Genomic DNA, 13,034 nt, shown 5'->3' with positions numbered 1-13,034 from the left:
CGGAATCCGAAGGATCGGGCTTGGTCAGCGCCGGCGGCTGGCGGCGGCGGCTTCCAGCAGGCCGTCATAGCTGGCGGCGGCGGTGCGGATGTCGAAGCTCGCGGCGCGTTCGCGTCCCTTGGCGGCGAGATCGGCGCGCAGCGCCGGGTCGGCGGCAAGCTTGCGAATCGCGTCGGCGATGGCGTCGGCGCTGACGTCGGCCAGCGGCAGGGCGGAGCCCTCGATCAGCTCCGCCAGCCCGCCGACCGGGCTTGCCGCCACCGCGGCACCACCGGCAAACGCCTCCAGCGCGGTGCGGCCGAACGCCTCGCGCACCTTGGAGGGGACCAGCGCGATCGCCGCCCGCTCGAACGCAGCCTGCACGTCGGCGTGCGGCCGGTCGCCGTGCAGCATCACCCGCTCGCCGAGCGGAGCCAGCGCCGCGGTGACCGCCGCCGCATAGTCGGGGTGGCGGTGGCCCATGGCGCCGAACAGTTCCGCCCGCCACGCGTCGGGCAGGTCTGGCAGCACCTTCGCCAGCGCCTGGGCGGTCTCCAGCAGGCCCTTCTCCGGCGACAGCCGGGCGGCCATGACGATCAAGGGCTCGCGCTCGGCCGCCGGCCGCCACGTCGACAGATCGAGGGCGTTCGGCACCGCGTGGGAGGGGATGTCGGATCCCCAGGCCTCGACGAAGGCGGCGCGGCAGGCCTCCGACACCAGCACGATGCCGGCGAACCGGCTGAGAAGATGGCGGCGCCGCACCCGGTCGAACGGATTCTTCGGCGGCTTCGGCCAGCCATGGGTGTGGAAGATCACCGGCACCGGCGCCACGGTCCGGGTCAGCGCGGCGGCCGTCGGCAGGTGCTGGTGGACCACCACGACATCCACCCCCCGCACCGCCACCCGGCGGCCCAGGCGCCAGCCGAGCACGGCGTGCGGCTCGAACGGCCAGCGGGCGAACGGCACCACCGCCACGTCGTCGAACGGGTCGTCGACCAGCTCGGCCACCACCACCGACGAGGCGCGGTGCCGGCTGAACAGCAGCAGGTCGTGGGCCACGAGGTCGATGGAGGTCGCCCCGCGCCGCGAAAACCTCATGTGGCGCGGAAGGACAATGGCGACGCGCAGCGGATCGGGCATGGACGTCTCATAACCAATTGCCGGACGGCTTGCCATCCGTGCTAGAAGCCCGTCGCCATGCATGCAACTTCGCCCACGCCGCCGCAATCCGCAAATCCCGCCCCCGGCAAGCCCGTCGCCAACGCCGGCAAGCCCAAGCTTGATGCAAGCTCTTGGCCGCTGATCCGGCGCCTGCTGCTCGACCAGGGCCGCCAGCATGTTCGCGGCTATCTCGTCGCGCTCGCTCTGATGGGGGTGGTGGCGGCGATGACCGCGCTTGCCGCTTGGCTGATGCGCGACGTCATCAACCGCATCTTCGTCGAGGCCAACTACGCCGCGATCTGGTGGCTGTCGGGTGCCGTCATCGTCATCTTCGTGGTCAAGGGCTTCGCAAGCTGGGGCCATGCGGTGATGCTGGCCCACATCGGCAACCGCATCATCGCCGAGACCCAGACCCGGGCGTTCGACCGGCTTCTCAGCCAGGGCGTCGGCTTCTTCGCCGACCTGACCTCGGGTGAGTTGGTCGGGCGTATCCAGAAGGGCGCCACCTCCACCCGCGACGTGCTGAACCTGCTCGCCACCTCGATCGGCCGCGACACGCTCACGCTGGTCGCCCTGATCGTGGTGATGGTCGTCCAGGATCCGGCGATGTCGCTGATCGCGCTGGTGCTGATGCCGATCGCCGCCTTCGTGGTGAAGGGCTTCGTCAAGCGGGTGAAGAAGGTGGTGCCGCGCGAGATCGCCGGCACGGTCGGCGTGGTGTCGGCGCTGCAGGAGACCGTGCAGGGCATCCGCGTGGTCAAGAGCTTCCGGCTGGAGCCGCTGATGCGCCAGCGCATGGTCCACCACGTCCACGAGGTGGAGGAGGCCGCCAACCGCATCGCCAATGTCGCCTCCCGCCCGGTGCCGCTGTCGGACACGCTGGGCGGCATCGCGGTTGCGCTGGTGATCATGTATGCCGGCCACAGCGTCATCAAGGGCGGCCAGACGCCGGGCGAGTTCTTCTCCTTCATCACCGCGCTGTTGCTCGCCTACGAGCCGGCGCGGCGGCTGGCCAAGCTGAATGTCGATCTCTCCGCCGCGCTGGTCGGCACCAAGCTCTTGTTCGACATCATCGACGTGGCGCCGGGCGAGAGCGACCCGCCGGGGCGGCCGGCGCTGGAGGTCAAGGGCGGCCGCATCGAGTTCGACAATGTCACGTTCGGCTACCGGCCGGACGAGCCGGTGCTGCGCGGCCTGTCCATGGTCGCCGAGCCGGGGCGCACCACCGCTTTGGTTGGCCCCTCGGGCTCGGGCAAGACCACTATCGTCAACCTCGTGCAGCGGTTCTGGCCGGTCGATGCCGGCCGCATCGTCATCGACGGCCAGGACATCGCCGCGGTCTCGCTCGGCTCGCTGCGCGATGCCTGCGCCTTCGTCTCGCAGGACACCTTCCTGTTCGCCGGCACGGTGGGCGAGAACATCGCCTTCGGCCGCCGGGGCGCGAGCCAGGCCGAGATCGAGGCGGCGGCGAAGGCCGCCCACGCCCACGACTTCATCACGGGCTTCCCCAAGGGTTACGACACCCAGGTCGGCGAGCTCGGCACCCAGCTCAGCGGCGGCCAGCGCCAGCGCATCGCCATCGCCCGCGCCATCCTCAAGGACGCGCCGATCATCCTGCTCGACGAGGCCACCGCCGCGCTCGACAGCGAAAGCGAGCGCGAGGTGCAGCGCGCGCTGGAGGGGCTGATGCGCGGACGCACCACCCTCGTCATCGCCCACCGCCTGCAGACCATCGTTTCGGCCGACCGCATCTGCGTGGTCGAGGCCGGCCGCGTGGCCGAGGCCGGCCGCCACGCCGAATTGCTGGCGGCCAAGGGCAAGTACGCCCACCTCTACGCCATCCAGTTCCGCGATCCGCAGACGCTGTCATAATCGCGCCCGCGCAACCCACAGGAAGGACGCCCCGCCCATGACCACGGCTGTGACCACACTTGCCGACCTGAAGGTGAAGCTGTTCACCGATGGTGCCGAGACGGCGCAGATCGTCGAGATGGCCAAGCTGCCGCACATCGCCGGCTTCACCACCAATCCCTCGCTGCTGCGCAAGGCGGGCGTGACCGACTATGAAGCCTATGCCCGCGATCTGGTGGCGGCGGTGCCCAACCACTCGATCTCGTTCGAGGTGATCTCCGACGACATCGCCGAGATGGAAGAGCAGGCCCGGCTGATCGCCACCTGGGGGCCGAACGTCTACGTCAAGCTGCCGGTGACCACCTCGCGCGGCGAGCCGCTCTACGACCTCGTCCACAAGCTGTCGCACGAGGGCATCAAGATCAATTTCACCGTCATCTTCGCCGACGAGCAGGTGACGAAGGCGACCGACGCGCTGCGCGGCGGCGCGCCGGCCTATGTCTCGGTGTTCGCCGGCCGGCTCGCCGATTGCGGTCTCGACTACATGCCGACCATGCGGCTGGCGGTGGGCCTCGCCCGCGGCACCGACAATATCGAGGTGATCTGGGCCTCGACCCGCGAGGTGTGGAACGTCATCGAGGCCGACCGCATCGGCTGCCACATCATCACCGCGCCGGCCGACATCCTGAAGAAGCTGTCCGGCCTCGGCGGCACGGCCGAGCAGCTCTCGCTCGACGGGGTCAAGGCGTTCGTCAAGGATACGGCGGCGGCGGGGCTGAGCCTGAACACCGCCAAGCGCGCCGCCGTGGCGTGAGACGGTTTCCGGCGAGATTGGTTCCGGGATCGCGCAGGGATCATCCGGAAACCTTGTGAGCGGTGGGGGCGCGATGACGCTCTCGATCATCGTGCCCGTGCTGAACGAGGCGGCCGGCATCGCCGCCGCCTTGGCGCGGCTTTCGCCGCTGGTGGACCGCGGCGCCGAGCTGATCGTGGTCGATGGCGGCTCGACCGATGACACCGTTGCCCGCGCCCGGCCGCTGGCAAGCCACGTGATCGGCGCGCCGCGCGGCCGCGGCGCCCAGATGCAGCGGGGCGTGGCCATCGCCCGCGGCGATGTGCTGCTGTTCCTGCATGCCGACACCGTGCTCCCCGAGGCCGCCGACCGGCTGGTGCTGGACGGGCTTTGTCGAAGCGGCCGGGTGTGGGGCCGCTTCGACGTCGCCATCGCCGGCCGCCACCCGCTGCTTGCGGTGGTGGCGCGGATGATGAACCTGCGCTCGCGCCTCACCGGCATCGCCACCGGCGATCAGGCGATGTTCGCCACCCGCGCCGCCTATGACGCCGCGGGCGGCTTCGCCGACATCGCGCTGATGGAGGACATCGCGCTCTCCAAACGGCTCCGGCGGCTCGGTCCGCCGCTTTGCCTCCGCGCCAGGGCGGTCACCTCCGGCCGCCGCTGGGAGGCCGGCGGCGTGGTGCGGACCATCGTGCTGATGTGGACCCTGCGGTTTCTTTTCTGGTGCGGGGTCTCGCCCGACCGCCTCGCCCGCTGGTACGGCTACGCGCCGCGGCCGGAATCCTGATACGGTTTCCGGCCGCATGCGATCGCAGTCAGTCACGCCCGGAGCGTCGCCCCGGTCTTCTTGGTCACCTCGGCGACGATCTTGCCGGCCACCGCCTCGATCTCGGCGTCGGTCAGCGTCTTCTCGCGCGGCTGCAGGGTCACCGCCACCGCGATCGACTTCCTGCCCTCGCCGACGCCCGGCCCCTCATAGACGTCGAACACGCCGACCTCGGTGATCAGCTTCTTGTCCACGTTCTGGGCGGCGCGCACCAGGTCGCCGGCCTTCACCGCCTTGTCGACGATGAAGGCGAAGTCGCGCACCACCGGCTGGAACGGCGACAGTTCGAGCAGCGGCTTGGCCCGCGTCGGCTTGGCCTTCGGCTCGGGGATCTTGTCGAGGATCACCTCGAAGGCCGCGACCGGGCCATCCACTTCCAGCGTCTCCAGCGCCTTGGGGTGAAGCTCGCCGAACCAGCCGAACACGTTCGGCCCAAGCTTGATGGTGCCCGAGCGGCCGGGGTGGCACCAGTCGGGTCCCTTGGCCTCGATGATCAGGCTTGCCATCGGCGCGCCGGCCGCGGCCAGCACCGCCAGCGCATCGGCCTTGGCGTCGAACACGCCGGGCGCGGCCGTGCCGGTCCAGTGGCGGCCCGGTCCGGCGGTGCCGGCGAGGCCGCGGCGGATGCCGGCGGCGGCGACGCTCTGGTCCTGCGGACGGTCGCCCGCGAACACCTGTCCGACCTCGAACAGCGCGACGTCCGGCGTGCCGCGGTCGGCATTGCGCTGGCCGTTGGCGATAAGGCCGGGGATCAGGCTCGGCCGCATGTCGGACAGGTCGGACGCGATCGGGTTGGCGAGCGCCAGTTCCGGCTTGCCGCCGCCGAAGGTTTCGGCCTCAAGCCTGGAGACAAACGACCACGTTACCGCCTCCGCCATGCCGCGGGCGGCCAGCGCCCGCTTGGCGCGGCGGGTACGAAGCTGCAGCGTGGTCAGCACCGGCCGGCGCGCTTCGGATCCGCGCGGGAACGGCACGGACGGCACATTGTCGACACCGAGGATGCGCACCACCTCCTCGACCAGATCGGCCTTGCCCTCGACATCGGCGCGCCAGGACGGCACCGCCACCTTGACCGTCTCGCCCTGGCCGACGACGTGGAAGCCCAGCGCCCGCAGCGTGTTGGCGACGCGGATCGGCTTCATTTCGACGCCGGCGAGGCGCTTCACCTCTTCGAGCGGGAAATTGATGACGCGGTCGGCGTCCGGCACCTTGCCCGCCACCACCACCTCGGACGGCTCGCCGCCGCACAGATCGAGCACCATCTGCGTCGCCAGTTCCAGGCCCGGCAGGCAGAAGGCCGGATCGACGCCGCGCTCGAAGCGGTAGCGCGCATCCGAATTGAGGCCGAGCCGGCGGCCGGTCTGGGCAATATTGAGCTCGTTCCACAGCGCCGACTCGATCAGCACGTCGGTGGTGGTCTCTGAGCAGCCCGAGACCTCGCCGCCCATGATGCCGGCGAGCGACTCGACGCCATGATCGTCGGCGATCACACACATGGTGTCGTCGAGCGTGTAGGTCTTGCCGTCGAGCGCGAGCAGGCTCTCGCCGGTCCGGGCGCGGCGCACCACGAGATTGCCCTTGACCTTGGCCGCGTCGAACACGTGCAGCGGCCGGCCGCGGTCGTAGGTCATGTAGTTGGTGATATCGACCAGGGCGTTGATCGGCCGAAGGCCGATGGCGCGCAGCCGCGCCTGCAGCCACTCCGGGGAGGGGCCGTTCTTGACACCCCGCACGAGGCGCAGCGCAAAGGCCGGGCACAGGCTCTCGGTCGCGCCGAAATCGAGCGTCACGGTCACCGGGCAGGGGAACTTGCCCGCGACCTGCTTCGGCGTGCGGTCCTTGAGCTTGCCGAGATCTGCGGCGGCGAGGTCGCGGGCGATACCGTGGACGCCGAGCGCATCGGCGCGGTTGGGCGTCACCGCCACGTCGATCACCGGATCGTCGAGCCCGGCCCACTGCGCGTAAGGCACGCCGATGGGAGCATCGGCCGCAAGCTCGATGATGCCGTTGTGGTCGTCGGAGATCTCGAGCTCGGCTTCCGAGCACATCATGCCGAAGCTCTCGACGCCGCGGATCGAGCCGACCTGCAAGGTGATGCCCTTGCCGGGAATGTAGGTGCCGGGCGGCGAGAACACGCCCTTGAGGCCGGCGCGCGCATTGGGCGCGCCGCACACCACCTGCAGCGGCCCCTGGCCGGCCTCGACGGTGAGCACCTGCAGCCGGTCGGCATTGGGGTGGGGCTTGGCGTCCACCACATGGGCGATGACGTAGCCCTTGAGCTTGGCGCCGGGGTCCTCGACGCCTTCCACTTCAAGGCCGATGAGCGTCAGCGTCTCGACGATCTTGTCGAGCGGGGCGTCGGTGTCGAGATGGTCTTTCAGCCAGGACAGGGTGAATTTCATGGATCCTCGGCGGCCAGCAGCCGCCGTCCTCACGTCAGAACGGAAAACGGCAGATAGAGAAACACGAACAGCGTCAGGGCGATGGCGGCGGTGTTGGCGCGGCGGTTGAGCTCGCGCTCATAGACCAGCTCGAGCAGCAGCTCGTTGATGTAATCGTCCTCCTCATAGTCGCCGTGCTCCACCGACGGCGGACGGATGCAGCGCAGGCAGACGATGGCGACGAACAGGTAGCAGACGATGGTGACGTAGAGCACCGTCTCCTGGAACTCGGAGGTGATGTCGGACGCCGCCGTGACCCCGAGCGCCGCGATCATCATCGACACGTGGGTGAGGATGCCGGTGGCCTGCACGTCGATCTGATCGACCGCTTGGCGGATGGCGCCCTGGGCCGTCGGCTCGGTGTGGCTGCGGCGGATGTTGCGCAGGAAGCGCTGCAATGCCGCCTCGTCCCATCCCCTGAGCAGGAAGGATTTCAGCCGGTCGTCCAGCACGTCGATGAGGTCGATCACGCCCACGGGCGGCCTCCAAACTAGCGGCCTCCAAGACCAGCGGCTTCAAAGCCTATGCGCTCAAGCCCCCTGCCAGCGTCGGGAAATCGAGCGGGCGGAAGCCGTAATGCTTCAGCCAGCGCACGTCGGCCTCGAAGAAGGCGCGCAGATCGGGCAGGCCGTATTTCAGCATGGCGATGCGGTCGATGCCCATGCCCCAGGCGAAGCCCTGGTACACGTCGGGGTCGAGCCCGCAGTTCCTGAGCACGTTGGGGTGGACCATGCCGCAGCCCAGGATCTCCAGCCAGTCCTCGCCCTCGCCGAACCGGATCTCGTCCTTGCCGCGCCGGCACTGGATGTCGACCTCCATCGAGGGCTCGGTGAAGGGGAAGAACGACGGGCGGAAGCGCATCTTGACGTCCTTCACCTCGAAGAACGCCTTGCAGAACTCCTCCAGGATCCATTTCAGGTGGCCGAGGTGGCTCTCGGTGTCGATCACCAGCCCCTCGACCTGATGAAACATCGGCGTGTGGGTCTGGTCGGAATCGCAGCGATAGGTGCGCCCGGGGCACACCACCCGGATCGGCGGCTTCTGGCTCAGCATGGTGCGGATCTGCACCGGCGAGGTGTGGGTGCGCAGCAGCAGGCGCGAGCCGTCCTCCTTCGGATTGAAGAAGAACGTGTCGTGCATCTCCCGCGCCGGATGGCCGACGGGGAAGTTGAGGGCCGTGAAATTGTGATGGTCGGTCTCGATGTCCGGTCCCTCGGCGATCGAGAAGCCCATGTCGGCGAAGATCGCGGTGATCTCGTCCATCACCTGGCTGATGGGGTGGATGCGGCCCTGCTCGGTCGGCGGCTCGCGCAGCGGCAGCGTGACATCGACCCGCTCGGCCGCGAGGCGCTGGGCGAGCGCGGCATCCTTCAGCGCGCCCTTGCGCTCGGCGAGGGCGGCGGTGACCCGCTCTTTGACGCCATTGATCAGCGCGCCCTTCGTCTTGCGCTCCTCGGGGCTCATCTTGCCGAGTGAGGCGAGCAGCGCCGACACCGAGCCCTTCTTGCCGAGTGCGGCGACGCGGACGGTCTCCAGCGCCGCCTCGTCGCCGGCAGCGGCGACGGCGTCAAGAATCGTGCGCTCAAGCGAGGCGAGCGCGTCAGGCGAAGTGGTGGTGTCGGTCATGGCATCCCTCGGGTCGGGCGGTCGGTGGCGCCTGAAGGTCGAATCGACCTTGGCATGCGGCCCAGCGAGGGGAAAGCGAGCCCGCGCCGGGCCGAGCGGGAATATTGATCCCCGCCGGCAGGCGGCCTCGGAAAGGCAGGGGCCCCTCCCTGTTCGGGAGGGGAAAGGTGCGTCAGGCGGCGAGCGCGGCCTTGGCCTTCTCGGCCAGCGCCTTGAACGCCTCCGGCTCGCGGATGGCGAGGTCGGACAGCACCTTGCGATCGATCTCGACCCCGGCCTTGCCGAGACCGTCGATAAATCGCGAATAGGTCAGATCGAAGCCCGCCGCGCGCACGGCGGCGTTGATGCGCTGGATCCACAGCGCGCGGAAGTTCCGCTTGCGATTCTTGCGGTCGCGATAGGCGTACTGCATCGCCTTCTCGACCGCCTGCTTGGCGATGCGAATGGTGTTCTTGCGGCGCCCGTAATAGCCCTTGGCAGCCTTCAGCACCTTCTTGTGCTTGGCATGGGCGGTAACGCCGCGCTTGACGCGAGCCATGGCCGATCTCCTTCAGATATCCAGGAAAGCCCGGGCGATCAGCCGTTGGGCAGGAAGTACTTCTTGATGTTGTCGCCGTCGGTCTTGAACAGCACCGTCATGCCGCGATGCTCGCGGATGGTCTTGTTGGTGCGCTTGATCATGCCGTGGCGCTTGCCGGACTGGGTGTATTTGACCTTGCCCGTTCCGGTGATCTTGAAGCGCTTCTTTGCGCCTGACTTGGTCTTCAGCTTGGGCATTCAGCTCTCCATGCGCGCGGCAGTCTGACCCCAGAGAGGGCCGGCCACGCTCTTGATGTTGCGTGAGCAAACCGGAACCGCCACGGCAGCCCATACGGCCGGGCGGTTCGAAGAGCGGGCTCTTACACCAAGGGTCCGGCCGGCGCAACAGCGCGAGCCCGGCCGCCCGCCAACCGGGCCGCTCCGCGGGGTCACCAGCCGCGGCGGAACCGGCTGGACAGCGCGCGGGCCGCATGGTCCTGTTGGCGCATGAACCCGTACCTGATCCGGATCATCCAGGGCCTCGCGATCGCCGCGATCACGTTCGCCTTCGTCGAACTGTCGGGCCGTACCGACCAGACCTATGTGGCGGCGGCGCTGATGATGGCCGTGCTGCTGACGGCGCTCGTAACCCGGCTCATCCGCTGGCTGGCCGCGCGCTCCAGCCCGTCGTCTCGCAGAAGTCCGGCGCCAAATCCCGGCACTGACCCCTGAGAGTCACGCAAGAGGCTGGGCGACACGCAAAAGGCCCGGACGGGGCCGGGCCTGCGCGGGAGAGTTGGGTGATCCGGCGTCGCGTGAAGGCGCCGTGATCCCGAAGCCGTGAAGCTCTTGAGCCGTGAAGCTGATAAGCCGTGTTCTGGCCAGACCGCAGAACGGCACGCCGTTCAGCGGCAAGTCGCTTAACGGCAAATCGCTCAGCGCGGCGCCAGGATCATGATCATCTGCTTGCCTTCCATCTTGGGGTCCTGCTCGACCTTGGCGACGGGGCCGACATCATCCTTGACGCGATCGAGCAGCTTGGCACCGAGATCCTGGTGCGCCATCTCGCGGCCACGGAAACGCAGCGTCACCTTGACCTTGTCGCCCTCCTCGAAGAAGCGCTTCATGGCCTTCATCTTGACGTCGTAGTCGTGGTCGTCGATGCCCGGCCGCAGCTTGATCTCCTTGACCTCGACGATCTTCTGGTTCTTGCGCGCCTCGGCAGCCTTCTTCTGCTCAAGGAACTTGTATTTCCCGTAGTCGAGGATCTTGCAGACCGGCGGGCTGGAATTGGGCGCCACCTCGACCAGATCGAGCCCGGCCTCCTCGGCCAGCTTCAGCGCCTCGAAGGTCGGAGTGACCCCGAGGTTTGCGCCGTTCTGATCGATCAGCTGCACTTCGCGGATGCGGATCTCGCGGTTGACGCGCGGCCCGTCCTTGGGCGGGACCGGCAAAGGTTTCATCGGACGGCGAATGGCAGGTATCTCCTCTAGCTGTTGAAGCAGTCCGCCCGCGTTGCCGCGGCGGCGCGCGGTCCGGTTCGGGGGAGCGGTAAGATTGGGACTATTCCAGGGGAAGTCAATTCTTCGATAAGGCCTTTGCTTAAGCTTTTTGCGCGGCGGCGCTCGCCCCGCGGGCTTCGTCCACCACCTCGCGGTAGAGCGCCAGCGTCTTGGCGGTGAACACCTCGTGCGAGAAGCTGCCGCGCGCCCAGGCGCTGGCCCGTCCGCTCAGCGCGTCATAATCGGCCGGCGCCAGCCGCAGCACCCGGTCGATCGCCTCGGCCAGGGCTTCGGGGTCGCCGGCCTGGACATTGTAGCCGGTGATCTCGCCCTCCGGCACGCGCGGCATCGCCCGCACAACCTCGATGCCGGAGCCGACGTCGGACACCACCACCGGCACGCCCATCGCCTGGGCCTCCAGGATGGCGCGCTGCAGGCCCTCGCTCTCCACCGCCGCCGACACCGCCACCCGCGAGAGCACGTAGGCCGCCGGCATGTCCTCGCAGTGGCCGACGAAGCGGATATGGTCATTGAGGCCGAGGCTCGCCACCAGGGCCTCCATCTCGTCGCGATAGCGGCTCTTGCCCTGGTCGTCGCCGGCGCACACGCCGACGAGATCGTCGCGGCCGCCCTCCACCAGCCGGTGGATGGCGCGGATGAAGACGTGGTGGCCCTTGCGGTGGACGATGCGGCCGGGCAGCAGCGCCACCTCCGCGCCTTCGGGCAGGCGCCAAGCCTCAGCCAGCGCCGCCTTGCGCTCGGCGGTCACCGCGGCGGGGTCGAACACCTGGAGATCGACGCCGCGGTGGATGGTGACGATGCGCGTCTCGGGCAGGAACGGATAGCGCTGGCGCATGACTGCGGCGGTCTCGTCGCCCACCGCGATCACCCGCGCGCCGCGCACCACGGCGGAATTGTAGAGGTTCTTCAGCCCGCTCTGCTCGCGATAGATGGTGTGGTAGGTGCCGATATAGGGGATGCCGGTCAGCTTCGAGGCGATCAGCGTGCTCCAGGAAGGCGCGCGCGAGCGCACGTGCAGCACGTCCACCCCTTCCCGGCGGGCCAGCAGCGCCAGCCGCACGCCGTTGGCGATGATGGTGAGCGGGTTCTTGGAGGCGACGTCGAGCCGGATCAGCTTGCCGCAATCGTGGATCGGCGTCTCCATCCGGCCGCCGCGCGACACCACCAGCGCCCGGTGGCCGGCCTTGCACAGGGCCTCGGCGACCTGGACGGTGCCGAGCTCCGCCCCGCCCGACTCCAGGGCGGGAATGATCTGCATCACCGTCAGGCGGTCCGCCGGGCCGGGTTGCGTCGGGTTGGGCTGCTGCATGAACCTGAGCCTCTTGCGGCCGTGCCCCTCCTCGGGCATGCCGGCGGCGTTTGGCGGTGATCGTTTCCGGTATCCCTGAGGGATCAACCGGAAACCGTACGACACGGTGGGATGTGACGACGTAGTGGGATGTGACATGGACGGCGAACATCTGCAATTGCTTGCTGTCGGCAGCGGTGCAGCGGCGCGCACCATCGCGGTGCGCAGCCTGCCGGGGCGCGGGCCTGCGGTGCTGTGGTGCGGCGGCTTCATGTCGGAGATGGCCGGCACCAAGGCCAGCCATCTCGCCGGCTGGGCGGCCGGTGCCGGCCGTGCCTATGTGCGGTTCGACTATTCCGGCCACGGCGAATCCGAAGGCCGGTTCGAGGACGGCACCATCTCGCGCTGGGCCGAGGAGGCGCGCGCCGTCTTCGACGCCTGCTGCCCCGGCGAGACCGTGGTGGTCGGCTCGTCGATGGGCGGCTGGATCGCGCTGCTGCTCGCCCGCGCGCTGCTCGCCACCCCGGGCCGGCTGAAGGGGCTGGTGCTGATCGCTCCGGCCGCCGACTTCACCGAGGCGCTGATGTGGCCGCGCCTGCCGCCCGAGGGTCAGCGCGCGGTGCTGGAGACGGGCGTGTGGCAGGCGCCCACCGACTATGGCGAGAAGCCCTACACGATTACCCGCGGGCTGATCGAGGACGGCCGCGCCAATCTGATCCTCGGCGACGTGGTGCGCACCGGCTGCCCGGTGCGCATCCTCCAGGGCATGGCCGATCCCGACGTGCCCTGGCAGCACACGATGCGGCTGGTCGAGCGCCTCGCCCAGGACGACGCCACCTTGACCCTGATCAAGGATGGCGACCACCGCCTGTCGCGCCCCGAGGATCTGGAGCTGATCGTCCGCGCCATCGGCGATGTGAGCGGCTGAACGACTCCCAGCCTCGTCGTCCCGGATCGTTGGCCTTCGGTCCGTGCCCGGGACGACGGACGGTGATTGTGCGGCAAACCCCGCCGCCGCTCGACA

At 69.0% G+C, this 13,034-nt stretch carries 13 protein-coding genes; 5 read left to right on the top strand and 8 right to left on the bottom strand.

From position 1 onward, the window contains the following. Positions 1 to 24: 24 nt before the first annotated feature. A complete protein-coding gene (locus tag BLTE_RS13950) occupies positions 25 to 1,119 on the bottom strand; it encodes a glycosyltransferase family 4 protein (RefSeq protein WP_126401268.1) in 1,095 nt (364 codons plus the stop codon). A gap of 57 nt (positions 1,120 to 1,176) precedes the next feature. On the opposite strand from BLTE_RS13950, the gene BLTE_RS13945 reads away from it, so the two are divergent. From BLTE_RS13945 to BLTE_RS13935, 3 genes are all read left to right on the top strand, one after another. Continuing rightward, positions 1,177 to 3,012, top strand: a complete 1,836-nt coding sequence (locus tag BLTE_RS13945; RefSeq protein ID WP_126401267.1) for an ABC transporter ATP-binding protein — start codon at positions 1,177 to 1,179, stop codon at positions 3,010 to 3,012. A 37-nt stretch (positions 3,013 to 3,049) separates the two neighbouring features. Beyond that, positions 3,050 to 3,805: a transaldolase gene (locus tag BLTE_RS13940; RefSeq protein ID WP_126401266.1), complete on the top strand. Its 756-nt coding sequence runs from the start codon at positions 3,050 to 3,052 to the stop codon at positions 3,803 to 3,805. 73 nt (positions 3,806 to 3,878) lie between these two features. After that, complete coding sequence (locus tag BLTE_RS13935) at positions 3,879 to 4,574, top strand: TIGR04283 family arsenosugar biosynthesis glycosyltransferase (protein WP_126401265.1); 696 nt, start codon at positions 3,879 to 3,881, stop codon at positions 4,572 to 4,574. A gap of 32 nt (positions 4,575 to 4,606) precedes the next feature. Here the strand turns inward: BLTE_RS13935 and pheT are convergent, their stop codons facing one another. The 5 genes from pheT to rpmI form a co-directional block, all read right to left on the bottom strand. After that, positions 4,607 to 7,015 (bottom strand): phenylalanine--tRNA ligase subunit beta, encoded by a 2,409-nt coding sequence (gene pheT, locus BLTE_RS13930; protein WP_126401264.1) that lies wholly within the window; start codon positions 7,013 to 7,015, stop codon positions 4,607 to 4,609. Positions 7,016 to 7,044: 29 nt separating this feature from the next. Next, positions 7,045 to 7,530 (bottom strand): hypothetical protein, encoded by a 486-nt coding sequence (locus tag BLTE_RS13925; RefSeq protein WP_126401263.1) that lies wholly within the window; start codon positions 7,528 to 7,530, stop codon positions 7,045 to 7,047. A 46-nt stretch (positions 7,531 to 7,576) separates the two neighbouring features. Next, positions 7,577 to 8,680, bottom strand: coding sequence for a phenylalanine--tRNA ligase subunit alpha (gene pheS / locus BLTE_RS13920; protein WP_126401262.1), 1,104 nt, complete (start codon positions 8,678 to 8,680; stop codon positions 7,577 to 7,579). 172 nt (positions 8,681 to 8,852) lie between these two features. Further along, positions 8,853 to 9,218 carry a 50S ribosomal protein L20 gene (rplT, locus tag BLTE_RS13915; protein ID WP_126401261.1) on the bottom strand — a complete coding sequence of 122 codons (366 nt, stop codon included), beginning with the start codon at positions 9,216 to 9,218 and terminating at the stop codon, positions 8,853 to 8,855. A 38-nt stretch (positions 9,219 to 9,256) separates the two neighbouring features. Beyond that, entirely contained in the window at positions 9,257 to 9,457 is a 201-nt protein-coding gene (gene rpmI, locus BLTE_RS13910) for a 50S ribosomal protein L35 (RefSeq protein ID WP_126401260.1), read from the bottom strand. Positions 9,458 to 9,706: 249 nt separating this feature from the next. Between rpmI and BLTE_RS13905 the strand changes: the two genes are divergently transcribed. Continuing rightward, the gene (locus tag BLTE_RS13905; RefSeq protein ID WP_126401259.1) at positions 9,707 to 9,931 is read left to right on the top strand and encodes a hypothetical protein; all 225 of its coding nucleotides are present in this window, start codon (positions 9,707 to 9,709) and stop codon (positions 9,929 to 9,931) included. Positions 9,932 to 10,134: 203 nt separating this feature from the next. On the opposite strand, the gene infC is transcribed toward BLTE_RS13905, so the two are convergent. Both infC and BLTE_RS13895 read right to left on the bottom strand, forming a co-directional pair. Beyond that, positions 10,135 to 10,662 carry a translation initiation factor IF-3 gene (infC, locus tag BLTE_RS13900; protein ID WP_126401258.1) on the bottom strand — a complete coding sequence of 176 codons (528 nt, stop codon included), beginning with the start codon at positions 10,660 to 10,662 and terminating at the stop codon, positions 10,135 to 10,137. A 139-nt stretch (positions 10,663 to 10,801) separates the two neighbouring features. Next, complete coding sequence (locus BLTE_RS13895) at positions 10,802 to 12,031, bottom strand: glycosyltransferase family 4 protein (RefSeq protein ID WP_160140622.1); 1,230 nt, start codon at positions 12,029 to 12,031, stop codon at positions 10,802 to 10,804. 136 nt (positions 12,032 to 12,167) lie between these two features. Here BLTE_RS13895 and BLTE_RS13890 point away from each other — a divergent pair, with 136 nt between their 5' ends. Next, positions 12,168 to 12,938, top strand: a complete 771-nt coding sequence (locus BLTE_RS13890; RefSeq protein ID WP_126401256.1) for an alpha/beta hydrolase — start codon at positions 12,168 to 12,170, stop codon at positions 12,936 to 12,938. The last annotated feature ends 96 nt before the right edge of the window (positions 12,939 to 13,034 follow it).

This window comes from Blastochloris tepida, from assembly GCF_003966715.1.
GTDB classification, from domain to species: Bacteria; Pseudomonadota; Alphaproteobacteria; order Rhizobiales; family Xanthobacteraceae; genus Blastochloris; species Blastochloris tepida.
This window is presented reverse-complemented; position numbering and strand designations above follow the sequence as displayed.